The organism is Pseudomonas savastanoi (assembly GCF_020917325.1).
Lineage (GTDB): Bacteria > Pseudomonadota > Gammaproteobacteria > Pseudomonadales > Pseudomonadaceae > Aquipseudomonas > Aquipseudomonas amygdali.
Map to the genome: position 1 here is coordinate 3,640,123 of NZ_CP076652.1, position 25,501 is coordinate 3,665,623.

General features: G+C 58.3%; 25 protein-coding genes and 1 tRNA gene. 12 read left to right on the plus strand and 14 right to left on the minus strand.

Features of this window, described 5'->3' with window-relative positions; translation table 11 throughout:
* Position 1: 1 nt before the first annotated feature.
* The 5 genes from KP808_RS15200 to KP808_RS15220 all read right to left on the minus strand — a co-directional run bounded on the left by KP808_RS15200 (position 2) and on the right by KP808_RS15220 (position 6,239).
* Positions 2–1,339, minus strand: a complete 1,338-nt coding sequence (locus KP808_RS15200) for an HlyD family type I secretion periplasmic adaptor subunit (protein WP_122258956.1) — start codon at positions 1,337–1,339, stop codon at positions 2–4.
* Complete coding sequence (locus KP808_RS15205) at positions 1,336–3,132, minus strand: type I secretion system permease/ATPase (RefSeq protein WP_058400409.1); 1,797 nt, start codon at positions 3,130–3,132, stop codon at positions 1,336–1,338. The genes KP808_RS15200 and KP808_RS15205 overlap by 4 nt, the downstream gene beginning before the upstream one ends.
* A gap of 81 nt (positions 3,133–3,213) precedes the next feature.
* Entirely contained in the window at positions 3,214–3,597 is a 384-nt protein-coding gene (locus KP808_RS15210) for a protease inhibitor Inh/omp19 family protein (protein WP_230016434.1), read from the minus strand.
* A gap of 56 nt (positions 3,598–3,653) precedes the next feature.
* Positions 3,654–5,084 (minus strand): serralysin family metalloprotease, encoded by a 1,431-nt coding sequence (locus KP808_RS15215; RefSeq protein WP_058400408.1) that lies wholly within the window; start codon positions 5,082–5,084, stop codon positions 3,654–3,656.
* A gap of 483 nt (positions 5,085–5,567) precedes the next feature.
* A complete protein-coding gene (locus tag KP808_RS15220; protein ID WP_002553978.1) occupies positions 5,568–6,239 on the minus strand; it encodes a Bax inhibitor-1/YccA family protein in 672 nt (223 codons plus the stop codon).
* Positions 6,240–6,361: 122 nt separating this feature from the next.
* On the opposite strand from KP808_RS15220, the gene KP808_RS15225 reads away from it, so the two are divergent.
* Together KP808_RS15225 and KP808_RS15230 are read left to right on the plus strand one after the other, a co-directional pair.
* Positions 6,362–6,449, plus strand: a tRNA-Ser gene (locus KP808_RS15225).
* 143 nt (positions 6,450–6,592) lie between these two features.
* Entirely contained in the window at positions 6,593–7,501 is a 909-nt protein-coding gene (locus KP808_RS15230; RefSeq protein ID WP_058400407.1) for a LysR family transcriptional regulator, read from the plus strand.
* On the opposite strand, the gene KP808_RS15235 is transcribed toward KP808_RS15230, so the two are convergent.
* Positions 7,487–8,266, minus strand: coding sequence for a substrate-binding domain-containing protein (locus KP808_RS15235; RefSeq protein WP_004665682.1), 780 nt, complete (start codon positions 8,264–8,266; stop codon positions 7,487–7,489). The two genes, KP808_RS15230 and KP808_RS15235, sit on opposite strands and share 15 nt — an antisense overlap.
* Before the next feature lie 14 nt (positions 8,267–8,280).
* Positions 8,281–9,582, minus strand: a complete 1,302-nt coding sequence (gene tcuC, locus KP808_RS15240; protein WP_044345597.1) for an MFS transporter — start codon at positions 9,580–9,582, stop codon at positions 8,281–8,283.
* 234 nt (positions 9,583–9,816) lie between these two features.
* Here tcuC and tusD point away from each other — a divergent pair, with 234 nt between their 5' ends.
* The 6 genes from tusD to KP808_RS15270 all read left to right on the plus strand — a co-directional run bounded on the left by tusD (position 9,817) and on the right by KP808_RS15270 (position 13,309).
* Positions 9,817–10,209, plus strand: a complete 393-nt coding sequence (gene tusD / locus KP808_RS15245; protein ID WP_230016435.1) for a sulfurtransferase complex subunit TusD — start codon at positions 9,817–9,819, stop codon at positions 10,207–10,209.
* Position 10,210: 1 nt separating this feature from the next.
* Positions 10,211–10,573, plus strand: a complete 363-nt coding sequence (tusC, locus tag KP808_RS15250; protein WP_230016436.1) for a sulfurtransferase complex subunit TusC — start codon at positions 10,211–10,213, stop codon at positions 10,571–10,573.
* Complete coding sequence (tusB, locus tag KP808_RS15255; protein ID WP_230016437.1) at positions 10,573–10,872, plus strand: sulfurtransferase complex subunit TusB; 300 nt, start codon at positions 10,573–10,575, stop codon at positions 10,870–10,872. Before tusC ends, tusB begins: the two co-directional genes overlap by 1 nt.
* The gene (locus tag KP808_RS15260; RefSeq protein ID WP_054072424.1) at positions 10,869–11,204 is read left to right on the plus strand and encodes a TusE/DsrC/DsvC family sulfur relay protein; all 336 of its coding nucleotides are present in this window, start codon (positions 10,869–10,871) and stop codon (positions 11,202–11,204) included. Before tusB ends, KP808_RS15260 begins: the two co-directional genes overlap by 4 nt.
* Entirely contained in the window at positions 11,201–12,202 is a 1,002-nt protein-coding gene (locus KP808_RS15265; RefSeq protein ID WP_058407802.1) for a glycosyl transferase family protein, read from the plus strand. Before KP808_RS15260 ends, KP808_RS15265 begins: the two co-directional genes overlap by 4 nt.
* Positions 12,203–12,310: 108 nt before the next feature.
* Positions 12,311–13,309 carry a glutathione S-transferase family protein gene (locus tag KP808_RS15270; protein WP_230016438.1) on the plus strand — a complete coding sequence of 333 codons (999 nt, stop codon included), beginning with the start codon at positions 12,311–12,313 and terminating at the stop codon, positions 13,307–13,309.
* A gap of 51 nt (positions 13,310–13,360) precedes the next feature.
* Here KP808_RS15270 and cysG read toward each other — a convergent pair whose 3' ends face one another.
* The 6 genes from cysG to ftsK all read right to left on the minus strand — a co-directional run bounded on the left by cysG (position 13,361) and on the right by ftsK (position 20,873).
* Entirely contained in the window at positions 13,361–14,755 is a 1,395-nt protein-coding gene (gene cysG, locus KP808_RS15275) for a siroheme synthase CysG (protein ID WP_230016439.1), read from the minus strand.
* The gene (gene serS, locus KP808_RS15280) at positions 14,756–16,036 is read right to left on the minus strand and encodes a serine--tRNA ligase (protein ID WP_002553992.1); all 1,281 of its coding nucleotides are present in this window, start codon (positions 16,034–16,036) and stop codon (positions 14,756–14,758) included.
* Between the two features lie 16 nt (positions 16,037–16,052).
* A complete protein-coding gene (gene crcB, locus KP808_RS15285; RefSeq protein WP_003405077.1) occupies positions 16,053–16,427 on the minus strand; it encodes a fluoride efflux transporter CrcB in 375 nt (124 codons plus the stop codon).
* Positions 16,427–17,749: a replication-associated recombination protein A gene (locus KP808_RS15290; protein WP_058400399.1), complete on the minus strand. Its 1,323-nt coding sequence runs from the start codon at positions 17,747–17,749 to the stop codon at positions 16,427–16,429. Before KP808_RS15290 ends, crcB begins: the two co-directional genes overlap by 1 nt.
* An 18-nt stretch (positions 17,750–17,767) precedes the next feature.
* Positions 17,768–18,391, minus strand: a complete 624-nt coding sequence (gene lolA, locus KP808_RS15295) for an outer membrane lipoprotein chaperone LolA (protein ID WP_002553995.1) — start codon at positions 18,389–18,391, stop codon at positions 17,768–17,770.
* A 76-nt stretch (positions 18,392–18,467) separates the two neighbouring features.
* Positions 18,468–20,873: a DNA translocase FtsK gene (ftsK, locus tag KP808_RS15300; protein WP_002553996.1), complete on the minus strand. Its 2,406-nt coding sequence runs from the start codon at positions 20,871–20,873 to the stop codon at positions 18,468–18,470.
* Positions 20,874–21,109: 236 nt separating this feature from the next.
* On the opposite strand from ftsK, the gene KP808_RS15305 reads away from it, so the two are divergent.
* From KP808_RS15305 to infA, 4 genes are all read left to right on the plus strand, one after another.
* Entirely contained in the window at positions 21,110–21,337 is a 228-nt protein-coding gene (locus KP808_RS15305) for a hypothetical protein (protein WP_058400398.1), read from the plus strand.
* A 4-nt stretch (positions 21,338–21,341) separates the two neighbouring features.
* Positions 21,342–22,031 (plus strand): leucyl/phenylalanyl-tRNA--protein transferase, encoded by a 690-nt coding sequence (gene aat / locus KP808_RS15310; RefSeq protein ID WP_058400397.1) that lies wholly within the window; start codon positions 21,342–21,344, stop codon positions 22,029–22,031.
* Positions 22,032–22,079: 48 nt separating this feature from the next.
* Entirely contained in the window at positions 22,080–22,787 is a 708-nt protein-coding gene (locus tag KP808_RS15315) for an arginyltransferase (RefSeq protein ID WP_058400396.1), read from the plus strand.
* Between the two features lie 101 nt (positions 22,788–22,888).
* Positions 22,889–23,107, plus strand: a complete 219-nt coding sequence (infA, locus tag KP808_RS15320; RefSeq protein WP_002553999.1) for a translation initiation factor IF-1 — start codon at positions 22,889–22,891, stop codon at positions 23,105–23,107.
* A gap of 116 nt (positions 23,108–23,223) precedes the next feature.
* Here infA and clpA read toward each other — a convergent pair whose 3' ends face one another.
* Positions 23,224–25,497, minus strand: a complete 2,274-nt coding sequence (gene clpA / locus KP808_RS15325) for an ATP-dependent Clp protease ATP-binding subunit ClpA (protein ID WP_004665689.1) — start codon at positions 25,495–25,497, stop codon at positions 23,224–23,226.
* Between the last annotated feature and the right edge of the window lie 4 nt (positions 25,498–25,501).

Genomic DNA, 25,501 nt, shown 5'->3' on the forward strand with positions numbered 1-25,501 from the left:
CCTATTCCTCCGTCAACGCGGAGCCGGCACGGTCCAGCAAAGGTTTGAACAGATAATTGAGCAGCGAGCGTTCGCCCGTGCGCACAAACATTTCAGCGGGCATGCCCGGCTTGATCACCAGCCCGTTGAGTTTTTCCAGTGCCGCATCGCCCACCGAAGTGCGCAGCACGTAATAGGGTTGGCCGGTTTTCTCATCCTGCATCTGATCGGCGGAAATCAGGTTTACCTCACCAGAAACCCGCGGCGTGCGACTTTGATTGAACGCAGTGAAGAGGATATCGACCGGCAAATGGCTGGCTACCTTGTCGATCAACTGCACCGGCAGCCGCCCTTCGACTTCAAGCCGTGTGCCCTGCGGTACGATTTCCAGCAGGGTTTCACCGGCACGCACCACTGCGCCTTCGGTGTGCACGCCCAGGTTGACGGCGATGCCATCAGCAGGGGCAAGAATTGCACTGTGCTGCAGACTGAAACCTGCCGAAGCCAGTTGTTGCTCAAGGGTAAGCGCCTTGACCTGGGCATCGGCCCACTGGCTGCGCACTTCTTTCTGATACTCCTCGCGCTGCTGCTGAAGACGCAATCGCGACTCGACGATCCCCTGCTCTATCCGCCCGGTTTCGCCTGCGTTCTGCGCCAGGCTCTGCTGCACTTGAGAAAGCTGGCGTTGAAACTCCAGCAGACGGTTGCCCGGAATGAAACCGTTCTGCGCCAGCGGCTCCAGATTACTCAGTTGCTTGCGTAGCGAGTCAGCCTGAGCCAGCAGGTCCGAGCGGGCACGGCGCATGCCGGCGAGCTGCAGACCGGCACCCTCGATGCTCGCCTGCAAACCGGACTGTTCTCGAGCCAGCGCCTGTCGCCGGCTGCTGAACAGTTGCCGCTGGCCCTCAAGCACCAGTGCCAGACGCGGGTCGGGGTTCTGCCCCTGCCCGGCGGCGATCAGTTCTGCGGGAAAGTGCACCTCATCCAGGTTGTCACGCTCGCTCTGCCAGCGAGCCAGGCTGGCCCAGGCCATTCGATACTGGGCACGCAGCGATTGCACGTCGGCCTCGACCTGAGTCTGATCAAGACGAAACAGCGGCTCGCCCTCCTTCACGGACTGGCCTTCGCTGACGAGAATCTTGCTGACCACGCCGCCATCCAGCGACTGCACGGCCTTGCGCTTGCCCGACACCACAACGGTACCCTGCACGGCAATGCCCTGATCCAGCGGGGCAAGACTCGCCCATAGAAAGAAACTGCCCGCGCCTGCCAGCATGAGAATCCAGCCTGCGCGAACGAAGAACTGCACGCCGCGCTCCTTGCCCGGCACGGTGTAATGAGTGTCGATAGGGCTGCTCATACGTCGGACTGCCTGTTCTGCGTGCCGTACTGACGGCTCATGGAAAGCCCGGCAGGTGCAGGGCGAGATTGCGATTGAGGGTGCGCTTGCGGTGCTTGCGCGGACGATGCCTGCCCGGACAAAGCCTGCAACACCTGAGCCGTGGTGCCGAATGCCTGCATGCGACCTTCGCTCAGCACCAGCAGACGATCGGTCTGGTTCAACGACTGCGTACGGTGGGTGACGAGCACGACGGTACAGCCGCGGGTCTTGAGTTCAGCAATCGCCTGGGTCAAGGCCGCTTCGCCTGCGGCGTCCAGATTGGAATTGGGCTCATCAAGCACCACCAGCCGCGGATCGCCATACAGCGCTCGGGCCAACGCGACGCGCTGTTTCTGACCGCCTGACAAGCCAGCGCCATCATCGCCCAGCCGCGTGTCGTAGCCCTGCGGCAGACGCAGAATCAATTCGTGTACGCCCGCCAGTTGCGCGGCAGCAACCACAGCGCTCGCGTCGGCCTCGCTAAAACGCGCGATGTTTTCTGCCACGGTGCCACCGAACAGCTCGATGTCCTGCGGCAGATAGCCAATATAGGGGCCCAGCGCCTCGCGATCCCAGCGATGCATGTCGGCACCGTCCAGGCGTACCGTACCGCCCAGCACAGGCCAGACACCGACCAGCACGCGCGCCAGAGTCGATTTGCCGGAACCGGATGCTCCCAGCACGCCGAGCACTTCACCGGCTTGCAACTGAAAGCTCACTTGCTGAATCGTCGGCGACGTTTTTCCCGGAGGCGCAGCGCTGACCTGTTCCGCGCTGATCTGACCGCGCGGTGCTGGCAGTGGCATGCGCGGCGCGGGCTCGGCGTAGGTCTTGAGTAACTGGTCCAGACGCCCGTAAGCCAGGCGTGCAGAACTCCATTGCTTCCAGACTGCGATCAGTTGATCGATGGGGCTGAGGACCCTTCCCATGAGGATCGAACCGGCGATCATCATGCCTGCGGTCATTTCTCCGTTTATCACCAGCAGTGCGCCCAGGCCCAGCACCAGCGACTGCAGGCAAAGGCGCAGGGCCTTGCTGATCGAACTGATCACCGCTCCAGTGTCACTGGCACGGTTTTGCAAGGCCAGAAAGCGCCCATGCACATGGAACCAGCGACGCCGCAACACTTCGAGCATGCCCATCGCCTGGATCGCCTCGGCCTGTTGCAGGTGTCGGGTCGCCAATTGCGCAGACTGCTGCGAGTATCCACTGGCCTCGGCCAACGGTTTGCGGGTCAGCCATTCGTTGAGGCAGGCCAGTCCGACCAGCAACACCGTCCCCACGCTGGCCAGCACGCCAAGCCAAGGGTCGAAAAGGAAGATCACCGCCAGGTAGATGGGAAACCACGGGGCGTCGAAGAACGCGAACAACGCCGGCCCGGTGAGGAACTGGCGGATAAAGGTCAGGTCACCCAGCGCCTGTCCAGCCTGACGCTGTCCAGCGTGCAGGTTGCTCTCGAACGCGGCCTGATAGACGCGCAGATTGAAACGCCTCTCCAGCTCGCTGCCGATGCGGATCACCACAAAGCTGCGGACCATCTCCAGCAGGCCGATAAACGCAAAGAACCCGACCACCATCAGCGTCAGCATGGCCAGGGTAGTCTGGTTCTGCGATGTCAGTACACGGTCATAGACTTGCAACATGTAAATCGATGGGGCGAGCATCAACACGTTGATCAGCGCGGTAAAACAACCGACACCAATCAACGCGCTCTTGTAGTCAGCCAGCGCTTTATAAAGCGGCGGCCGGGCGCTTTGGGGCAACGCACTCATGGTTGTTCCTTGATGGTCTTGCTGGTGACGGAGTGACATCCCTGGGTTTTAACAAACAACTCGCGCAGGTCCATGAAACGCTTAATCGGCGAGCCGTCCAAGTACCAGCACTTCACCGCCTGGCAGACGCGCCTGATAGATCTGTTCCCCCATGTTATTGAGGTGAATCAGGCGATTGCCTTCCTTGTCGGTGAATGCCAGGCCATCCGGAGTCGGAAACCAGCCAGTGGGTGCTTCGTGCAACCACTTTACTGCACAGGCGAGATCGCCCGTCAGTTTCGGTACATCCGTGTTGAGGTGCAGCTCACAGGCTTCGTCCGTATTTCCCTGAAGCGAAAGTCGCCACTTGCCGCTGAGTTCAGCTGGGTCGGGCAGTTTCAAACTCATGGCCATACTTGCTCCAGAAATACCCACCAGCAGCGCAAAAGCCACTGGCACGATTCGAACAACGTGATTGATCTTCATGATGGGGTACTTTCCAGATCATGGACGACAGCAGGGTCGTCCATGATTGTTACAGATTAAACCACGATATCAGTAGCCAACGCTTGACCAACAGTGCCCACGAGGAAGTCCCCCACACCCTGACCTGTGAAGTCGATCGCCAGGCTACCCAGATTGCTGCTCTGGTTGTAGCTGAGGATCGCTTCGCCGACATGGCCGCTGAACGCGTTGACGAACTGTAGCGCGCTCAGCGTGGAAATGGCCGATACATCGATTTTGTCCTGACCGCTGACAAAGTCACGAATCGTATCCTGCGCTGCACGGTTCGAATCGGAACTGGCACCAAACACAAAAATGTCTGCACCAGCACCACCGGTCAGGCTGTCGGCACCGCCACCGCCGTAGATGATGTCGTTGCCGGCACCACCTTTGAGGTCGTTGGCAGCGGCATTGCCGATCAACAGGTCGTTGCCCGAACCGCCCACCGCGTTTTCAACCACCACGCCTTTGGCAATTGAAACGTTACCCACCATGCCACCCACGTCCGAGAACGAGGCCGCATTGAGGTTGATCTTCTGGTTCTGGGTGAAACCCGAGAAGTCGAGGGTATCCTTGCCCCCGCCGTCCCACACCGAGAACACCACCTTGGAAGAGGCAGAAGTGGCGCTGTAGAAATCACGCCCGGCGGTGGAGTTGAAACCGTAGACCGTATCACCGGCACGGGTGCTCATGTTCGCGCCATAGAGCTGTTGAACAGCCGCAATATCGTCCAGCAACGGTGCCGAGGAGTACGCCGCAACGCCGCCCTTGACGAAGTTCTGGTCGGTGTTGGACTCACTCCAGTAACTCATGACGCTGTAGCCACGCGTGTCTTCTGCGTAGCTGGCATCCTTGTAGGTCGGGTTGCCTTCGCCAGCGTTGTAGTCGCCAGGGTGAGACAGGCCCAGGGTGTGGCCAATTTCATGGGTCAGGGTCTGACGACCGTAATTGCCATTGTCCGGTGTCGTGTTGACTTTGTAGCTGTTATCGACAAGGTACCAGGACTGACCGTCCGTACGGCTGTTGCCGCTGGGCAGATAGGCAAAAGCCGCTCCACCAGCGCTGCCGTTACTGTAGTTGCCAAAGGTCATATGCCCGTCGCCGCCGGAAGCCGCCTGGGTAAAGCTGACTTTGGCAACGTCTGCCCAGGATTGCATCGACAATACGGCCTGTGCTTTCTGCTGTGCGTTGAACGCACTGAAAGTCCCCAGCGAATTGTCGAACCCGGCAGGCTTGGCGGTCAGGAAGGTGTACGTGAGGTTGATGGTGCCGTTGCCATCGCGATCAGTCCACGCAGCGTCGTCGCGAAGGATGTAATCGGCGGCCTGATCGACCGAGTACGAAGGCTTGCCATTGATCGTGAGGTTACCGCCACGGTCGTACTGGTGAGCGAACGTATTGATCTGGTCGAAAGAGGTGCTGGTAGCAGCAGAGAGTTGAATTGCAGCATTTTCTTTGACTTTCGTCATGACACTTCCTTGTTTGCTGATTAACAGGTTAGGTGCGGCGGGACTCCCCCCTGTAGCGAGAGAGTCCAGTCACTCGCCTTGTGTTGCTGTTGCGTAACGCTTTGATGCGTAACAAAGCTGACACATTTAGAAATCTTGTGTCCAGCTCTCTTCAGTGATGTCAATTGGCCCAAACGGGGAAGTGCCTACAGGCCTTGGGGAATCGTCCGATATTATTTTTTGTGATGATCAAAAGCTGATAAGTGCTTGAGCAGACGAGGACAATCTTGATAAAGATGACTGATCGGTCAGGTGTCCTACGATGCGTAATTTGAGTGGACGGACAGTCTCTGGCCAATCCGGCTTGCCCTTCCCAGGCTTCCGGAAAGGCATATCGCCATCACCTGAGATCCTGACACTTCTCAAATCCCGGAAATGCAAAAGCCCCGAAAGATCGGGGCTTTTGTTTGAAGTGCAACGGCCTGAGTAGTCAGGCCGAAGTCATCAGTCGTCGCGGCTCATGATGCCGAAAATCTGCAGCAGGCTGATAAACAGGTTGTAGATCGATACATACAGGCTGACCGTCGCCATGATGTAGTTGCGCTCACCACCCTGAATGATCGCGCTGGTCTGGAACAGAATGCAGACCGACGAGAACAGCACGAAGCCTGCGCTGATCGCCAGTTGCAAACCGCTGATCTGGAAGAACATGCTGGCCACTACCGCACCAAGCAGAACGAAGAAGCCTGCGGTGATGAAGCCACCCAGGAAGCTCATGTCCTTGCGGGTGATCAATACGTAAGCCGACAGACCGCCGAAAACCAGTGCGGTCATCGCGAAAGCGGAGCTAACCACTTCGGCGCCACCGGCCATGCCCAGATAACGGTTAAGGATAGGGCCAAGCAGGAAACCCATGAAACCTGTCAAGGCAAAGGTCGAAACCAGACCCCAGACCGAATCACGCAATTTGTTGGTCAGGAAAAACAGACCATAGAAGCCGATCAGTACCACGAAAATGTTCGGGTAGCCGACGCGCATCTGCTGAGCGACAAATGCCATGACGCCGCTGAAAGCCAGCGTCAGAGCGAGAAGACCGTAAGTATTGCGCAGGACACGACTAACCTCTAGCTGGTCGGCCTGCATGCCGGTTTTAAGGCTGTAATCCTGTTCGCGCATGGCGAAACTCCTTCCTGTTGAAATGTTGAGTTGCAAAGATCATAACAGAGGCGCTGCAACTGGCTAGTCACAGAGTTTGACAGCTTGTTTCATTCCGGTATTATGGCGCCCGCAACGATAGTGGAGGTATGGCCGAGTGGTTTAAGGCAGCAGTCTTGAAAACTGCCGACTGTAACAGGTCCTAGAGTTCGAATCTCTATGCCTCCGCCATATTTGGTAGCGCAAAGCCCTGATTATTCGGGGCTTTGTCGTTTCTGGCCTTTATGAAAATCCCCCCTCTCCTCCCCCCTGCCAGCGGGCCCGCGCAACCTGATATATTCATGCGCACCCCGTATCAATAGACCGATGTTCGAATGCCCATCAATTTCGACCTAAACGACCTCCAGGCATTTCGTGCCGTGGTCGAGAATGGCAGCTTCCGCAAGGCCGCTGAAACCGTGCAGATCACCCAGCCTGCCCTCAGCCGCCGCATAGAAAAGCTTGAGTCTGCGCTGAACGTGAAGCTGTTTGAACGCACCACCCGCAGGGTCAGCCTGACCACGGTGGGCCGTGCATTTCTGCCTCAGGTCGAGCGAATACTGGATGACCTCGACATCGCATTGATGACCATCGATGGCGTCGGTTCCACCCGGATGGGCAGCGTCACCATTGCTTGCGTGCCGTCAGCCGCCTATTACTTCATGCCGCAGGTCATCAGCGAGTTTCATAAGCTGTTTCCAAAAATCAGAATCCGGGTCATGGATGCCAGCGCCAATGAGGTCAACAGCGCAGTTGCCCTTGGCGAGGCAGATTTCGGGGTGAGTTTCAGCGGCAATCTGGCACCGGAGGTCGACTTCGAATTGCTTCTACAGGAACGCTATGTGATGGCCTGCCGCCGGGATCACCCGCTTGCGACCTGCGCCAGCGTGAGCTGGGAGGAAATGTACCGCCACGACTACATCGCTCTGGACATAACGTCAGGTAACCGGCTGGTACTGGATCAGGCGCTGGCGCTCTCGCGCCCGCACAAGGAGAGTATCTGCGAAACGCGGCATGTCACCACCATGATCGGCCTTGTGGAGGCCGGCCTCGGCGTGGCGGCGGTACCCTCGATTGCCATGCCGATGACCGCTCACCCGTTTCTGGTGAGCGTGCCATTGGTTGCACCTGAAGTGGTTCGCAACGTAGGGCTGATCAAACGTCGCGGGAGGACATTGACGCCTGCAGCCCTTGAACTGGAACGACTGGTCAGGAAGATGCCGCTACGCTCAGCGGGGAACTGAATCCAGCCCGGTGGACTGCACCGTGGCCTGCGCTTTTGGGGACGCCAGGTAATCGAGCAATGCCTTTGCCTGCTTCGGGTGCTCGGCATTGACCGGAATGCCAGCCGCGTAGCGGGTAACCGACTGAACGTCTTCCGGGATCTTCGCCACGAACGTCACGCCGGGAACCGGCAACAGCTCGGCCACCTGTTGAAAGCCCACTTCGTAGTCGCCCTTGGCAACCACTGAAGCAACCGGGATGCGCTCGATCATCTTGCCCTTCGGCGCAAGTTCCTTCTCGATACCGAGCTTTTTGAAAAGCTCTTTTTCGATGTACACACCACTGGCGCTGTCGGAGTAAGCCACCGACTTCGCCTTGAGCAGCGTGTCTTTCAACTCGCTGTCGGTACCGATTGCAGGCTTGGCCGCCCCCTCCTTCACCACCATACCGATCCGCGAATCGGCCAGCTCGACCCGCGATGCCGGGTCTACCTTGCCTTGCTTGATCAGATCATCTAGCGCATAGCCGACCATGATCACCACATCGGCATGCTCGCCACGAGCCAGGCGGTTTGGAATGGCCTCGGGGGCCTTGCCCATCGACGGGCCAAGGATGGTGTCCAGTGTATCCCCGGAAGACGTCGCGTATTGCGGCCCCAGCAGTTTATATGCAGCAGTAAAGCCGCCTGATGTCATGACCTTGAGCTCTTCAGCCTGAGCGGCAACGCTGACTGCCATACAGCCCAGAAAAAGCACCGCCAATTGATGTTTATGCAACAGTTTCATAGTTTTTTCCTTTATTAAACAGCCAGTTGCGGGCGAACCGAAAGGTGCCGGTAGAGCACCAGGGTCGCGCCAAGCGCGCAAGCTGCAGCGAACGTCATCCAGTAAGCAGGTGCGGCCTTGTCACCGGTCAGATGGATCAACCAGGTCGAGATTGCCGGGGTAAAACCGCCGAAAACCGCTGTCGCCAGGCTGTAGGCCAGAGAAAAACCGGCCACTCGTACCTCTACCGGCATGATTTCAGTCAGTGCCGGAATCATCGCGCCGTTATACAAACCGTAGAGAAACGAGAACCACAACAGCACTTCCAGCATATGAGCAAAGCTTGGCGCCTGAGCGAGAAAGGACAGCGCCGGGTAAGCGCTGATGATGGTCAGCAGGGTCATCGCTACCAGCAGCGGCTTGCGTCCGAAACGGTCGCTCAACATGCCGCCGACCGGCAGCCAGATAAAGTTGGATACACCGACCAGCAACGTCACCAGCAGCGCATCGGAGGTACTCAGATTGAGTACGGTTTTGCCGAATGTCGGTGCATAAATGGTGATCAGGTAAAACGTGGTGGTAGTCATCGCCACCATCAGCATGCCGGCAATCACCACGCGCCAGTTTTGCAGCAGCGTCGCGAACACCTGTCGCATGGTCGGACGGTGAGCGCGCGTGGCGAACTCTTCGGTTTCCTGCAGGCTGCGGCGCAGCAGGAAAATGAACGGGATGATCAGGCAGCCGATGGCGAACGGAATTCTCCAGCCCCAGTCGGCGACAGCAGCAGGTGTCATCCATTGGTTCAAGCCGTAACCCAGTGCAGCGGCGACCACGATTGCCACCTGCTGGCTACCTGACTGCCAGCTGGTGTAGAAGCCCTTGCGGCCGGGTGTCGCCATCTCTGCCAGATACACCGACACGCCGCCCAATTCCGCGCCTGCGGAAAAGCCTTGCAGCAAGCGGCCGACCAGCACCAATGCCGGTGCCCACAAGCCGATGCTCGCGTAACCGGGCACCAGGACGATCAACAACGTGCCACTGGCCATGATCGACAGGGTCACGATCAAGCCTTTGCGCCGGCCCACGTCATCGATGTAAGCGCCCAGAATCACTGCACCCAGCGGGCGCATCAGGAAGCCCGCACCGAAAACCGCGAAGGTCATCATCAGCGAAGCAAATTCACTGCTGGCCGGGAAAAAGGCGGAGGCGATCTGGGTGGCGTAAAAGCCAAACAGGAAGAAGTCGAATTGCTCGAGGAAGTTGCCTGAAGTGACGCGAAATACTGCTCCGGCCTTCGACCGGGTGTTGCCTGTTCCTGATGGGGATGAGCTGTGCATCAGTGTTCTCCAGCGATCTTATTAGAGTGTTGTAAGCGCTTATGGGAAAGGAGTCTGCCGGACACACTTTGAAACGATAAGTGCTATGTTTTCATCGATTGATGCCCTATGAACATCAATAGACACTCAGACGGTTGCGCTCTGACCCAGCGCTTGCAGGTCGAACCGCGCCAAACTCACACGTCGGCCCTTGAATTCTTTATCATTGCGGATGTTTTGTTGGCAGAGCCGATCATGAAATTCGCCATCTCACTTTTTTCCGCCGCCCATGCGCCCTCCTCGCGAAGAGCCTTGCTGTTCGCCAAAGCCGTACTCGCAGGCGGACATGAGATCGTCCGGTTGTTTTTTTATCAGGACGGCGTACACAGCGCGTCGGCCAATGTCGTGACGCCTCAGGATGAGCAGGATATTGCCCTGCAATGGCGTGACTTCATCGCCGAACACCACCTGGATGGCGTGGTATGCATCGCCGCCGCGCTGCGTCGTGGCGTGCTTGATGCCCAAGAGGCCGAGCGTTATCAGCGGCCAGCGGCGAATCTGCGGGAGCCTTGGGAATTGTCCGGGCTGGGGCAGTTGCACGATGCCGTGCAATCGGCTGATCGTTTGATCTGCTTTGGAGGGCCGTGACATGCCCAGATCATTATTGGTAGTCAGCCGCCAGTCGCCGTGGTCCGGTCCCGGTGCCCGTGAAGCGCTGGACATCGTGCTGGCGGGTGGTGCATTCGATCTGTCGGTCGGCCTGCTGTTTCTGGATGACGGGGTTTTCCAGTTGTCGCCGCAGCAACTGCCCGGTGCCCTGCAACAGAAAGACCTGACCGCAAACCTCAAGGCCCTGTCGATGTTCGGCGTTGAAGACCTTTATGCCTGCGTACAAAGCCTGACCGAGCGCGGCATCCCTGCCAGCGCATTGAGCGAAGAAATCAGTCAGTTGTACACACGCTCCGAATTGTCGGCACTCTTTGACCGCTACGACGAGGTGATTACGATCTGATGGCTACTTTGCACGTTCTCTCCCATTCGCCTTTTGCCGACACCCGACTGGACAGCTGCCTGCGCCTGCTGGGCCGTGACGACGGTGTATTGCTCTGTGGCGACGCTACTTATGCACTGACGCCGTCATGCGCACCATTGGAATCCCTGCAGCCCCTGGTCGATTCATTGCAGTTGTTTGTGCTTGATGAAGACATCAAGGCACGCAATCTGCCACTGCCCGCCGGAGTAAACAGCATCGACTACCCTGCCTTCGTGGAACTGTCCTTACGCTTCGACAAGGTCAATACCTGGCTATGAAACAGTTAACGATTGACGGGCACAGCATCGAACTGGACAAGGATGGTTTTCTGCAGGACCTCAACGACTGGTCGCTTGACGTCGCCCACGCCCTGTCCGCTGAGGAAGGTATCGCCCTGAGTGCCGAGCACATTGAAATCCTCCAGTTGCTGCGGGATTTCTACGCCGAGTTTCAGCTTTCGCCGGCTACTCGGCCGCTGATCAAATACACCGCACTGAAGCTGGGTACGGAAAAAGGCAACAGCATGCACCTCAACCGCCTGTTCAACGGCACTCCCGCCAAACTCGCCGCCAAGCTGGCGGGCCTGCCTAAACCGACCAATTGCATATGAACGATTACGCCGCGCTTGTTACCGAAACACCTGAAGAACATCCCTTTGCGACATTTGTGCGCATTCTGGGCAAAGGCAAACGCGGTGCGCGCAACCTGACGCGCGAAGAAGCGCGAGAGGCCATGGGCATGTTGCTCGATGAAAAAGTCGAGGACACCCAGCTCGGGGCTTTTCTGATGCTGCTGCGCCATAAGGAAGAAAGCCCTGAGGAACTGGCGGGGTTTACCGAAGCGGTGCGCGAACGCCTGAATGCGCCGGCGATTCAGGTCGATATCGACTGGCCGACCTACGCAGGGAAAAAGCGTCATCTGCCGTGGTACTTGCTGACGGCCAAGTGTCTGGCGCAAAACGGCGTGAAGATCCTTCTGCACGGCGGCGGTGCCCATACTGCGGGACGCCTGTACACCGAACAATTGCTCGACCTGCTGAATATTCCCCTGTGCCGCAACTGGTCAGCAGTCGAAACCTCGCTTGAGCAAGGCAATATAGCGTTCATTCCGCTAGGGGACTGGGCACCACAGCTACAACGCATGATTGATCTGCGCAACACGCTGGGCCTGCGCTCCCCCATTCATTCTCTGGCACGCATTCTCAACCCGCTTCAGGCCCGTTGCGGCCTGCAAAGCATCTTTCATCCGGGCTATCAGAGCGTGCATCGCGACGCCAGCAGCCTGCTGGGCGACAACGCCATTGTGGTCAAGGGAGATGGCGGCGAAATCGAGATCAACCCGGACACCGTCAGCCATTTGTACGGCACCACTGGCGGTCAGCCCTGGGACGAGGAGTGGCCAGCGCTTTCGCCACGCCGTCATGTAAAACCGGCGACACTCGACCCGCAGCAATTGTTGGCCTTGTGGCGCGGGGAAATCGAAGACAGCTACCCGCAACTGGCGTTGATATCGACCATCGCGCTTGCCCTGCGCGGCCTGGGTGTCGCTCGCGACGAAGCGTTCGAGCAAGCCCGAGTGTTCTGGGATCGCCGCGACAAGAGCCTTTGACCTATCGGCTGTGACGATCACCAGCCCCCATAATCTTGCGCGTTTTAGGTCGAACCGATGCGCCCTGGCTGACCTCCAAGCTCTATAACCTGGAAATGGGAGTCAGACATGGGCCTTCTGGTCGAGGGACACTGGCAAGACCAGTGGTACGAAAGCAGCAAAGATGGCGCCTTTCAGCGCGAAAATGCGCAACGACGCAACTGGGTCACAGCCGACGGACAAGCGGGGCCATCTGGTGAGGGCGGTTTTGCTGCACAGGCCGGCCGCTACCACTTGTATGTCTCACTGGCATGCCCGTGGGCACACCGCACACTGATCGTACGCAAGCTCAAGGGACTGGAAAACCTGATCGGCGTTTCCGTGGTCAGTTGGCTGATGCTGGAAAATGGCTGGACTTTCGATAAGCAGAAAGGCTCCAGCGGCGATGCGCTGGATGACTTCCAGTTCTTTCACCAACGCTATACCGCCGATGACCCTCGTTATACCGGCCGCGTGACGGTTCCGGTGCTGTGGGACAAACAGCAGCAATGCATCGTCAGCAACGAGTCTGCGGAAATCATCCGTATGTTCAATGGCGCATTCGACGAACTGACCGGCAACACGCTGGACTTTTATCCGCAAGCCTTGCGGGCGAGCATCGACGAGCTCAACGAGCAGATTTATCCGAACGTCAACAACGGTGTCTACAGGGCCGGGTTCGCCACCTCACAGGGGGCGTACGAAGAGGCGTTCAATGATGTGTTCGCCGAACTGGACGTGCTGGAAAACCTGCTGGGCGAAAAGCGCTACCTGACGGGAAAACACCTGACCGAAGCCGACATACGCCTGTTCACCACCATCGTGCGCTTCGATGCGGTGTATTACAGCCACTTCAAGTGCAACCTGCGGCGCATCGCGGATTACCCGAACCTCAGCAACTGGCTACGTGAGCTGTACCAATGGCCAGGTATCGCGGAGACCGTGAACTTCGAGCACATCAAGGGCCACTACTACGCGAGCCATCGCACCATCAACCCGACCGGCATCATACCGAAGGGTCCAACGCTTGATCTGCAGGCAGGTCACGACCGGGATCGGCTGTCCGGTGAGGGTGTCTGGAGCAATTGACAGATTGGCGAAAAAGGATGGATAGCCCGAACGGGCTATCCAATATCGGCTTCAGACCGTCGCCTGTGCCCCTTCGAACCATGCCAGTTTTTCACGCAACTTGACCACTTCGCCGATGATTACCAGCGTCGGTGCATGCACCTCATGCTCGGCGACCAGTTGCGGCAGATTGGCCAGAGTCCCGGTGAACACACGCTGATTGACCGTCGTGCCCTGCTGAACCAGCGCAGCAGGCGTGTCGGCAGAGCGACCATGCCTGATCAGTTCTTCACAGATGACCGGCAAACCGATCAGCCCCATGTAAAACACCAGCGTCTGAGCAGGCGCAACCAGATCGGACCAGGGCAGGTCTGTGGTGCCGTTTTTCAAGTGACCGGTAATGAAACGCACAGACTGTGCGTGATCACGGTGCGTCAGCGGTATACCGGCATACGCCGCACAACCACTGGCGGCGGTAATACCCGGAACCACCTGAAACGGAATGCCATGCGTAGCCAGCTCTTCGATTTCCTCGCCGCCACGGCCGAAGATAAACGGATCGCCGCCCTTGAGGCGCACCACTCGCTTGCCTTGCTTGGCCAGTGCAACCAGTTGCTGGTTGATCTGTTCCTGCGGAACAGCATGCTCCGCACGACGCTTTCCGACATAGACACGCTCGGCATCGCGACGGCACAGGTCAAGAATAGTCGGCGCGACAAGGCGGTCATACAGCACCACATCCGCTTGCTGCATCAGGCGCAAGGCCCGGAAAGTCAGCAAGTCAGGATCACCGGGGCCAGCACCGACCAGATACACCTCGCCGGTCTCCGGCGGTGGCTCGCCAGCGATCTTGGCGATCAGCAGACGCTCGGCCTCGGCACCCTGCCCGGCCAGTTGGCGGTCGGCAATGGCACCCTGAAAAACATCTTCCCAGAACGCTCGGCGTTGCTGCACATTCGGAAACAGCCCTTTGACCTGATTGCGAAAGCGCGCAGCCAGCCCGGCGAGCTGCCCGTAGGTGGAGGGAATCCAGGTTTCCAGCTTGGCACGGATCAAACGTGCCAGCACCGGCGCATCGCCGCCACTGGACACAGCGATCACCAATGGCGAGCGGTCGACAATGGCCGGAAAGATAACCGTACACAACGCCGGGGCGTCCACCACATTGACCGGAACGCAGCGCAGCCGGGCGTCATGGGAAACCTGGGCGTTGAGCGGCTCGTCATCCGTCGCGGCAATAATCAGCACACAACCATCAAGATCGCTTTCGCTGTAGCCGCGCAGGATCATCTCACCGCCGCTCTGGACGACCAGCTCACTCAGCTGGGCCTCGATTTCTGGCGCAACCACGCGCAGCACTGCGCCAGCGTCGGCAATCAGGCGTGATTTGCGCAAGGCAATTTCACCACCGCCGACCACCAGCACCCGGCTGCCACGCAGGTTATGGAACAGCGGCAGAAATTCCATTTAACCGATGACCTCAAGGCCGCCCATGTAAGGCTTGAGCACCTCAGGCACGCGAATCGACCCGTCCGCCTGCTGGTAGTTTTCCAGCACCGCCACCAATGTACGACCCACCGCCAGCCCCGACCCGTTTAGGGTGTGGACCAGTTCCGGCTTGCCGGTTTCCGGATTGCGCCAGCGGGCCTGCATGCGGCGCGCCTGGAAATCACCGCAGTTGGAGCACGAAGAGATTTCGCGATACTTGTCCTGGCTCGGAATCCACACTTCCAGGTCGTAGGTTTTCACGGCACTGAAGCCCATGTCGCCGGTGCACAGCGCCAGCGTACGGTATGGCAGTTCCAGCAATTGCAGAACGCGCTCGGCATTGCCGGTCAGCGATTCAAGCGCAGCCATGGAGTCTTCAGGCGCAACGATCTGAACCATCTCGACCTTGTCGAACTGGTGCTGGCGGATCATGCCACGCGTGTCACGACCCGACGCACCCGCTTCGCTACGGAAGCAAGGGGTATGGGCAACAAACTTGAGAGGCAGCTGTTTGGCATCAAGAATTTCACCCGACACGATGTTGGTCAACGATACTTCCGCGGTCGGAATCAGGTACAGATCAGCTTCGCCTTCGCGGGTGATCTTGAACAGGTCTTCCTCGAACTTGGGCAACTGGCCCGTACCCTGCAACGCAGGTGCCTGCACCAGGTAAGGCGTGTAGGTCTCTTCGTAACCGTGTTCGTTGATATGCAGATTGATCATGAACTGCGCCAGCGCACGGTGCAGGCGCGCGATTGGGCCACGCAGCAACGCAAAACGCGCACCGGACAGCTTGGCAGCGGTCTCGAAATCCAGCCAGCCGAACTTCTCGCCCAGAGCGACGTGATCCTTGACCTCGAAATCGAAGGCAGTCGGCGTACCCCAGCGACGCACTTCGACGTTGCCTTCTTCGTCAGCACCGACCGGCACCGATTCGTGAGGCAGGTTCGGAATGCTCAGCACCAGCGCATCCAGCTCGGCCTGAATGCCGTCCAGCTCGACCTTGCCTTCGCTCAGCTCGTTGCCCATGCGCTCGACGTCAGCCATCAACGGCGCAATGTCTTCGCCGCGCTGCTTGGCCTGACCGATGGATTTGGAACGTGCATTGCGCTCGGCCTGCAGCTGTTCGGTGCGGGTCTGTACCACCTTGCGCTGGGCTTCCAGCGATTCAATGCGCGCCACATCCAGTGTGAAGCCACGGGAAGCCAGGCGATCCGCTACGTCCTGAAGTTGAGTACGTAACAGTTTGGAATCGAGCATATCGTTCTCTCGTCTATCAAAGTCTGGTCAGGGACAGGCCAACCCAGGTTGCGAGCAGCCCGCCGAACACGCTGATACCGGCATAACCAAGGGCCAGCGGTACTTGCCCGCTTTCCAGCAGGCGCAGCGTATCCAGTGAAAAGGATGAAAAGGTCGTCAGACCGCCTACAAAGCCGACAATCAAGCCGGCACGAATTTCGATGGGCACTTCCGGGCGCAGCAGAAACAAGCCATACAGTACGCCGATTATCAGGCACCCTACGATGTTGACCGCAAGCGTCGCCGCGTAAAAATAACGTGGCCAGTTGGCGCTTACCCAGGTACCAGTCGCAAAGCGCAATAATGTACCAGCGATCCCGGCAATCGACACCGCAAGAATGGTCTGAATCATCACTTTCTCCGTTGGCGGGGACTGGCATCGTCCAATGCGCTCAGATGCCTGAGCTTTTCACCGATCTTGAGTTCCAGACCGCGAGGTACAGGCTGGTAATACTGCCGTGGCTCCAGCTCGTCCGGAAAGTAGTCTTCGCCAGCCGCATAGGCTTCAGGCTCGTCATGGGCATAACGGTATTCTTCGCCATAACCGAGCTGCTTCATCAGCTTGGTCGGCGCATTGCGCAAGTGCAGCGGCACCTCCAGCGAGCCATGCTCGCCAGCTTCGCGCATTGCTGCCTTGAAGGCCATGTAGACCGCGTTGCTTTTTGGCGCACAGGCCAGATAGACGATGGCCTGTGCCACCGCCAGTTCGCCCTCGGGGCTGCCCAGACGCTCCTGAACGTCCCAGGCCGACATGCACAGCGGCAAGGCGCGCGGATCTGCATTGCCGATATCTTCACTGGCCATGCGCACCACGCGACGCGCCAGATACAGCGGATCGCAGCCGCCGTCGATCATCCGGGCAAACCAGTACAGGGCTGCGTCGGGGTCGGACCCACGTATTGACTTGTGCAAGGCCGATATCTGGTCATAGAACGCCTCACCGCCCTTGTCGAAGCGGCGTCGGCTGTCACCGAGCAGGCTCTGCAGCAGCTCGACATCGATCTCGCTGCCGTCTTCGGCAAGATCGGAGGCGTTTTCGAGCAGATTGAGCATGCGCCGACCATCGCCATCAGCGGCGGCCATGAGAATCGTGAAACCTTCATCGCTCAGGGTCAGTTGGCGCTTGCCCAGCCCGCGCTCTTCGGTCAGGGCACGATTGACCAGTTTGCGCAGCGCTGCCTCGTCCAGGCTTTTGAGCACATAGACACGGGCCCGGGACAACAAGGCATTATTGAGTTCGAACGAAGGATTTTCGGTAGTGGCGCCGATAAAAATCAGCGTGCCATCTTCGACATAAGGCAGGAACGCATCCTGTTGCGACTTGTTGAAGCGGTGCACTTCGTCGACGAACAGAATCGTGCGTTTGCCATATTGCCCGGCCTGCTGCCTGGCGACTTCCACTGCCTGACGGATTTCCTTGACCCCCGCCAGAACGGCGGAAACAGTCTCGAAATGCGCGTCCGAAACCTTGGCCAGCAGCCTCGCCAGGGTGGTCTTGCCCACACCGGGCGGCCCCCAGAAAATCATCGAATGCAGCGCGCCCTGCTCCAGCGCCTCACGCAGAGGCTTGCCGTGGGCAAGCACGTGTTCCTGACCGACGTATTCATCCAGATTGGTAGCACGCAAACGTGCAGCCAGGGGCTGAGCTATCGGTTCGCGGCTGAACAGATCCATGATCAGGAATTAACCCTTTTACTCTTGAATGACATCAGCACCCTTGGGAATCTGGAACTGAAACTTGCTGGCCGCAACAGGCTCGTTGGCCTTGACGCCGGTGAACAGGATATTGGTGCGCTGGCCCACGCTGTCGATCAGTTGCATGTCGTTGATGATGCCGTTACGAAACGACAAACGCAGGCTGTCGAACAGGGTGTCCTTGGTCTTGGGCTTGAGCACGAAGTCGATCACGCCACCTGCCTCTTTCGCCGTGATATCGAAGCTTTCGCTGATCTTCGACACGTCACCGGACAGCAGCAAGGCTGGGGTCTGGGTCAGGCGCTGATCGAGTTTCTTGATGGTGACCTGCTCCAGATCAGGGTCCCACAACGACACTTTCTTGCCGTCGGAAACCATCAATTGCTCCTGTGGCGCATCGGTGTGCCAGTTGAACAGGCCTGGACGCTGCAACGTCATTTCGCCCGTAGTCTCTTGCAATTGCGTGCCGCCACCGTCCAGCGTCAATTGCGAGAAGCGTGCGGTCAGGGTCTGGGATTTCTCCAGCAACTGGGTCAGGCGAGCCACGTCCTTGCTGTCGGCATGGGCGGACATCACGGAGAAGGTCAGTGCGGTGGCCAACAGCATGCGGATAAGACGCATGGGATTCCTCTTTGAAGTCGATGATGATGCGGCAGCGTGCCTGGCACGCTGCCGCCGCAGTTCGGGGTGATAAAAATCAGTCGCGCACCGGTCCTGGAGCCAGAACTTCACGCGAGCCGTTGGTATTCATGGAGGTCACGACGCCAGCCATTTCCATTGCTTCGATCATGCGCGCTGCGCGGTTGTAGCCGATCTTCAGCTTGCGCTGCACTGCGGAAATCGATGCACGACGGCTTTCGAGTACAAACTTGACCGCCTCATCGTAAAGCGCGTCGCTTTCGCTGTCTTCACTGCCTTCGCCGCCACCGCCATCAAAGCCGCTGCCGGGCTCTTCCACACCGGCGAGAATATCGTCGTTGTAGTCAGGCGAACCACGCAGTTTCCAGGCCTCTACCACGCGATGCACTTCCTCGTCGGAAACAAACGCGCCGTGTACGCGAATCGGCAGGCTGGTGCCCGGCGGCATGTACAGCATGTCGCCGTGGCCCAACAGTTGTTCGGCACCGCCCTGATCGATGATGGTCCGGGAGTCGATCTTGCTCGACACCTGAAACGCCATGCGCGTCGGGATGTTGGCCTTGATCAGACCGGTAATCACATCCACCGAAGGACGCTGTGTCGCGAGGATCAGGTGGATACCTGCCGCACGAGCCTTCTGGGCAATACGGGCGATCAGCTCTTCGACCTTCTTGCCGACGATCATCATCATGTCGGCGAATTCGTCCACCACCACGACGATGGTCGGCAGCTTGCTCAGCAACGGCGCTTCGTCATGAATGCTTTCCCGCTTGTACAGCGGATCGGCAAGTGGCTCCCCGGCGTCCTGCGCATCCTTGACCTTCTGGTTGAAGCCCGAAAGGTTACGCACACCCATTTTCGCCATCAGCTTGTAACGGCGTTCCATCTCGGCAACGCTCCAGCGCAAGGCGTTGGCAGCGTCCTTCATGTCGGTGACGACCGGACACAACAGGTGCGGAATGCCTTCATAGATGGACAGCTCAAGCATCTTCGGGTCGATCATGATCAGCTTGGCGTCTTCCGGGCCGGACTTGAACAGAATCGACAGGATCATGGCGTTCACACCAACCGACTTACCGGAACCGGTCGTACCGGCCACCAGCAAGTGGGGCATCTTGGCCAGGTCGGTAATCACCGGCTTGCCGCCGATGTCGTGGCCCAGCGCCAGGGTGACAGGCGACTTGGCATTATCGTATTCAGGGGTCGACAGCACCTCGGAGAAGCGCACGATCTGGCGGTCTTCGTTGGGGATCTCGATACCGACAGTGGTCTTGCCCGGTATCACCTCAACCACACGCACGCTGGTAACCGCCAGTGAGCGGGCAAGGTCCTTGGCGAGGTTGGCAATGCGACTGACCTTGACGCCAGCGGCAGGCTGAATCTCGTAACGGGTAATGACCGGACCGGGATGGATGGAGTCAACCGAGACCTCGACACCAAATTCCTTGAGCTTGATTTCCAGCAGATGACCGACCGCCGCCAAGGACTCTGGCGAATAGTTGAGCTGCTTCTTTTCTGCCGGATCAAGGATGGAGATGGGCGGCAAGGTGCCTTCGACTGCGCTGTCAACGAACAGCGGGGCCTGTTTTTCCTTCATGACCCGCTTGCTCGGTTCTGCAGGCTTTGAAGGGGCTGGCGCAATAACCGCAGGCACGTGTTTTTCGCGCTCGGTCATGTGTTTGCTCAGCGATACTTCGCGCTCCATCAGGCGCTCTTTGGCCTTGGCCTGCTCGCGACGGTCAGGTGCAACGGGCGCGACCACATCGTTGACGCGCATGTCGACCTCACGCAACTGCGCAACCATCTGCTTGCGCTCGGCACGGGCGGTCCACCAGCGGTTCGCCGCCCCCTGGAACAATTCGAACAGGTCAAGGGTGATCTTGCCGGTGACGTCCATGACCTTGAACCACGACAGGTCGGTAAACACTGTCAGACCGAATAGAAACAGGGCGATGAACAGCAAGGTGCTGCCCTGGATATTCAGGGCTTTCTTGGCCAGATCGCCGAGCACTTCGCCCAGCACGCCGCCAGCAGAGCCCGGGAAACCTGCCGAAAAGTGAAAATGAATGTGCGCCAGCGCCGCGCCCGCCAGTATCAGGAATACCAGCCCGATCAGACGCCAGGAGAAGAGCCAGCCGCTCCACTGCCAGGGTTCGTGACGATGACGAAACACCTGCCAGGCCTTGATTGCCAGCAGCAGCGGGAAGATATAGGCGAAATAGCCCAGGATCATGAACAGGATGTCGGCACAGAAGGCACCGGCACGCCCCGCAGCGTTCTGCACCTGCGCGGCGTTACTGCTGGTGTGGCTCCAGCCGGGATCACTCTGATCGTAGGTCAACAATGCCATTATCAGGTACAGGCACAGGGCGCCAAAGGCGATCAGGGCCCCTTCCTTGAGCCGGTAGTGCAATTGCTGCCGCCAAAGCGGAACAGCGCTGGGTGCTGGGGTGGATTTCTTCAAAACGCTTTAATTCCTGCGCTGTAGCGCGAACATCTCGTTGATTGACCAGAAACGGCTGTCGGACGGCGCTGAATGCTCCCGCATGAACAGGGATAGCAGACACCGGGAAGCCCGTTCGACAGACGTTTGAATGATAACGCCCAAAGCAGGCATTGTACGGCTTTACAGGCGCTTGGGTCTGTACGAAAACACGTCAGACCGACTTCAGACAGTTCCGCAATGCGGGACATGCTTTCATGTTCGCTGATGATGTTCAATTTGAGCATGCATTCCGTTTTGTGACAAAGGCTTATGACGTGTTTCTATCAACCGCCCACAACTTCAAGGGCTGCACCATCATCGCCGCGCCCTTGCCCTACCGTATGTGCCAGGTACGCGCCATAATGACAACCGCTTGTGACCACGCCTGCCGCACAGAGTTGCACTTACTGGCCGGTGCGCCCTCCCCTTCCGCAAAGTTGTGATGCCATGCTGACCTGGTTGAACCGCAACAGCCTAGATTTCCCGCCACTGGAAAAAGCCCTCCGCGAGCCTAACGGCTTGCTCGCCGCCGGTGGAGACCTGTCGGCCGATCGTCTGATCAATGCCTACCGGCACGGCTGCTTTCCATGGTTTCAGGACGGCCAGCCGATTCTCTGGTGGTCTCCCGATCCGCGTACCGTGCTGTTTCCCGAAGAGCTGCATGTTTCGCGCAGCCTCGGCAAAATGTTGCGCCAGTCTCGCTATCGAGTGACCTTCGATCAAGATTTCGCGAGCGTGATCAAGGCCTGCGCCGCGCCCCGCAGTTATGCCAATGAAACCTGGATTACCGGCTCGATGCAGGATGCCTATCTCGAGCTGCACCGACGCGGTCATGCGCACAGCGTCGAAGTCTGGGATCAGGATGAGCTGGTCGGCGGGCTGTATGGCCTGGCAATGGGCCAGTTGTTCTTCGGAGAGTCAATGTTCAGTCGTGCAGACAACGCTTCCAAAGTCGGATTCGCCACACTGGTGCAGCACCTGACTGACTGGGGTTTTGTATTGATCGATTGCCAGATGCCGACCCAACACCTTCACAGCTTCGGCGCACGCTCGATTCCCCGGCAGACTTTTGCCGACTATCTGTCTCGCCACCTTGATCAACCGACCGGTGCCGACTGGTCATCTAGGCGAGTTTGACAGGCTGGCATACACTCATGGGTAGGGATTTACCATTAGGCGACGACCATGACAGAGCTGGCGAGGCTGAAGTTTTATGCCACTCAACCGCACACCTGCAGTTACCTGCCTGAAGAGCAGGCGACTACCCTGTTTCTGGACCCCAGCCAGCCAATGGATGTGCAGGTCTACGCCGACCTGTCGGACATGGGCTTTCGCCGTAGCGGCGATCACCTTTACCGCCCCCACTGCCAGAACTGCAGCGCTTGCGTGCCCGCGCGCATTCCTGTGAACCTTTTCGCACCCGACAGGCAGCAAAAACGCATATTGAAACGTAATGCCGATATTCAGGTACAAAGCGCCAGACCGGCCTTCACCGAGGAATATTTCGATCTTTATCAGCGCTACATAGAACAACGGCACGCTGACGGCGACATGTTTCCACCCAGCCGCGAACAGTTTTCGACATTTCTGGTTCGCGACCTGCCCTTTTCGCGTTTTTACGAATTCCGCGTCGATCAACGCCTGCTGGCGGTCGCGGTCACCGACCTTTTGCCCAACGGCCTTTCTGCGGTCTACACGTTCTACGAACCTGATGAAGAGCGCCGCAGTCTGGGCCGTTACGCGATTTTATGGCAGATCGCCGAAGCCGCCAGACTTCAACTGCAGGCGGTGTACCTGGGTTACTGGATCAAAAACTGCAAAAAGATGAATTACAAGACCCAATATCGGCCCATTGAGCTACTTACCAATCAAAGATGGGTCACTCTGTATTGAACCCCTTGGCTTAAACTGGTTTTTTCGGGCACAATGCACGCCGCTTTTGCCTGGCGCCACTTGCACCGGGCCACTCATTTGTATACCGAGGGCTTTACTGCATGTCGAAAGAAGACAGCTTCGAAATGGAAGGCACTGTCGTCGACACCCTGCCCAACACCATGTTCCGCGTGGAGTTGGAAAACGGGCACGTCGTAACCGCGCATATCTCCGGCAAGATGCGCAAGAATTACATCCGTATTCTGACCGGTGACAAAGTGCGTGTAGAACTGACGCCCTATGACCTGAGCAAAGGGCGCATCACCTACCGCGCTCGTTAAACAGGCATTGACGAAAACGCCCGGCATAAGCCGGGCGTTTTTGTTTGCCTGTTTCATACAACGAGGGACCTCGGCCTGCCCCGCATCCATTCACGATGCGGAGCGAGGCTTCGGCGTCAGGCCATTTCTGCTGTGGTTTCGAAGTCGAAGGTAATCTCGCCATCCTTGATATCGATGTGAACCACACCGCCGTGTTCTGACAATTCGCCGAACAGGATCTCTTCGGCCAGCGGCCGCTTGATCTTGTCCTGAATCAGGCGAGCCATCGGTCTGGCACCCATCGCCGCATCGTAACCACCCTGCGCCAGCCAGCTTCTCGCCGCCTCGGACACTTCGAGCAGTACGCGCTTGTCTTCCAGCTGGGCCTGAAGCTCGGTAAGGAACTTGTCGACCACGCTCTTGATGACTTCGTGGCTGAGACGGCCAAACTGAATGATGGTGTCCAGACGGTTGCGGAACTCCGGCGTGAAGCTCTTCTTGATCACTTCCATCGCATCAGACGAGTGGTCCTGATGGGTGAAACCGATCGAAGCACGCGCGGCGGACTCGGCCCCGGCATTGGTGGTCATGATCACGATCACGTTGCGGAAATCTGCCTTGCGCCCGTTGTTGTCGGTCAGCGTACCGTGGTCCATCACCTGCAAAAGCAGGTTGAAGACTTCCGGATGAGCCTTTTCGATTTCATCGAGCAGCAGCACGCAATGCGGTTGACGAGTGATGGCTTCAGTCAACAGACCGCCCTGATCGAAACCGACGTAGCCCGGAGGCGCGCCGATCAGACGGGAAACGGTGTGCCGTTCCATGTACTCGGACATGTCGAAACGAATCAGCTCGACACCCAACGCCTTGGCCAACTGGCGAGCGGCTTCGGTCTTGCCGACACCGGTAGGGCCTGCGAACAGGAACGAACCGACCGGCTTGTCAGGCGACTTGAGGCCTGCACGCGAAAGCTTGATCGCCGTGGACAACGAGTCGATGGCTGCATCCTGACCAAACACGGTGAGCTTCAGATCGCGCTCCAGGTTACGCAGCAGCTCCTTGTCCGAACTGTTGACATGTTTTGGCGGAATACGCGCGATCTTGGCGACGATGTCTTCGACCTGAGGCACATCGATACGCTTGACGCGCTGCTCGACAGGCTGCAGACGCTGGTATGCACCGGCTTCATCAATGACATCGATAGCCTTGTCGGGCATATGGCGATCATTGATGTAGCGCGACGCAAGCTCAGCGGCGGCACGTAGCGCTTCGTCACTGTATTCGATGCTGTGATGCTGCTCGAAACGGCTTTTCAGGCCACGAAGGATGCCGATAGTGTCTTCGACCGAAGGCTCGGACACATCGACTTTCTGGAAGCGACGCGCCAAGGCGCGGTCTTTTTCGAAAATCCCGCGAAACTCCTGAAAGGTCGTAGAGCCGATGCAACGGATCTCGCCAGACGACAGCAACGGTTTTAGCAGGTTGGAGGCATCCATCACCCCGCCTGATGCCGCACCAGCACCAATGATGGTGTGGATCTCGTCAATGAACAGAATCGCCTGAGGACGCTTGCGCAGCTCATTGAGCAACGCTTTGAAACGCTTCTCGAAATCGCCGCGGTATTTGGTCCCGGCCAACAGGGCACCCAGATCAAGCGAGTAGACAACGCTGCTGGCGAGCAAATCAGGGACCTGATTGTCCACGATACGCTTGGCCAGGCCTTCGGCAATAGCCGTTTTACCAACCCCAGCCTCACCAACCAGCAACGGGTTGTTCTTGCGACGACGAGCCAGAATCTGAGCTACGCGCTCGACTTCGCTTTCGCGACCGACCAGCGGATCGATGCGCCCCTGGCGCGCCAATTCGTTCAGATTGCTGGCATAGGCATCCAGAGGATTGCCTGAGGAAGATGCTTCACCGCCCTCGTCGTCCTGCATATCCTGTTCACCTTCAGAAGAGTGTTCGCCATGCCCCGGAACCTTGGAGATACCGTGGGCGATATAGTTGACGACATCAATCCGGGCCACGCTCTGCTGCTTGAGCAGAAACACGGCCTGGCTTTCCTGCTCACTGAAAATTGCAACCAGCACGTTGGCGCCGGTTACTTCGCGCTTGCCGGAGCTCTGCACGTGGAAAACTGCCCGTTGCAGCACGCGCTGAAACCCGAGAGTCGGTTGTGTCTCGCGATCCTCGTCGTGGACGGGGATCAGCGGAGTGGTGGAGTCGATGAACTCCTGCAGATCATGCTTGAGTTTATCGAGGTTTGCGCCGCAGGCACGCAGAACAGTGGCTGCAGCCTCATTATCCAATAGAGCCAGCAGGAGGTGCTCGACCGTCATGAACTCATGACGCTTCGAACGTGCCTCCTTGAAGGCAAGATTGAGGGTGACTTCGAGCTCACGGTTTAACATAGCT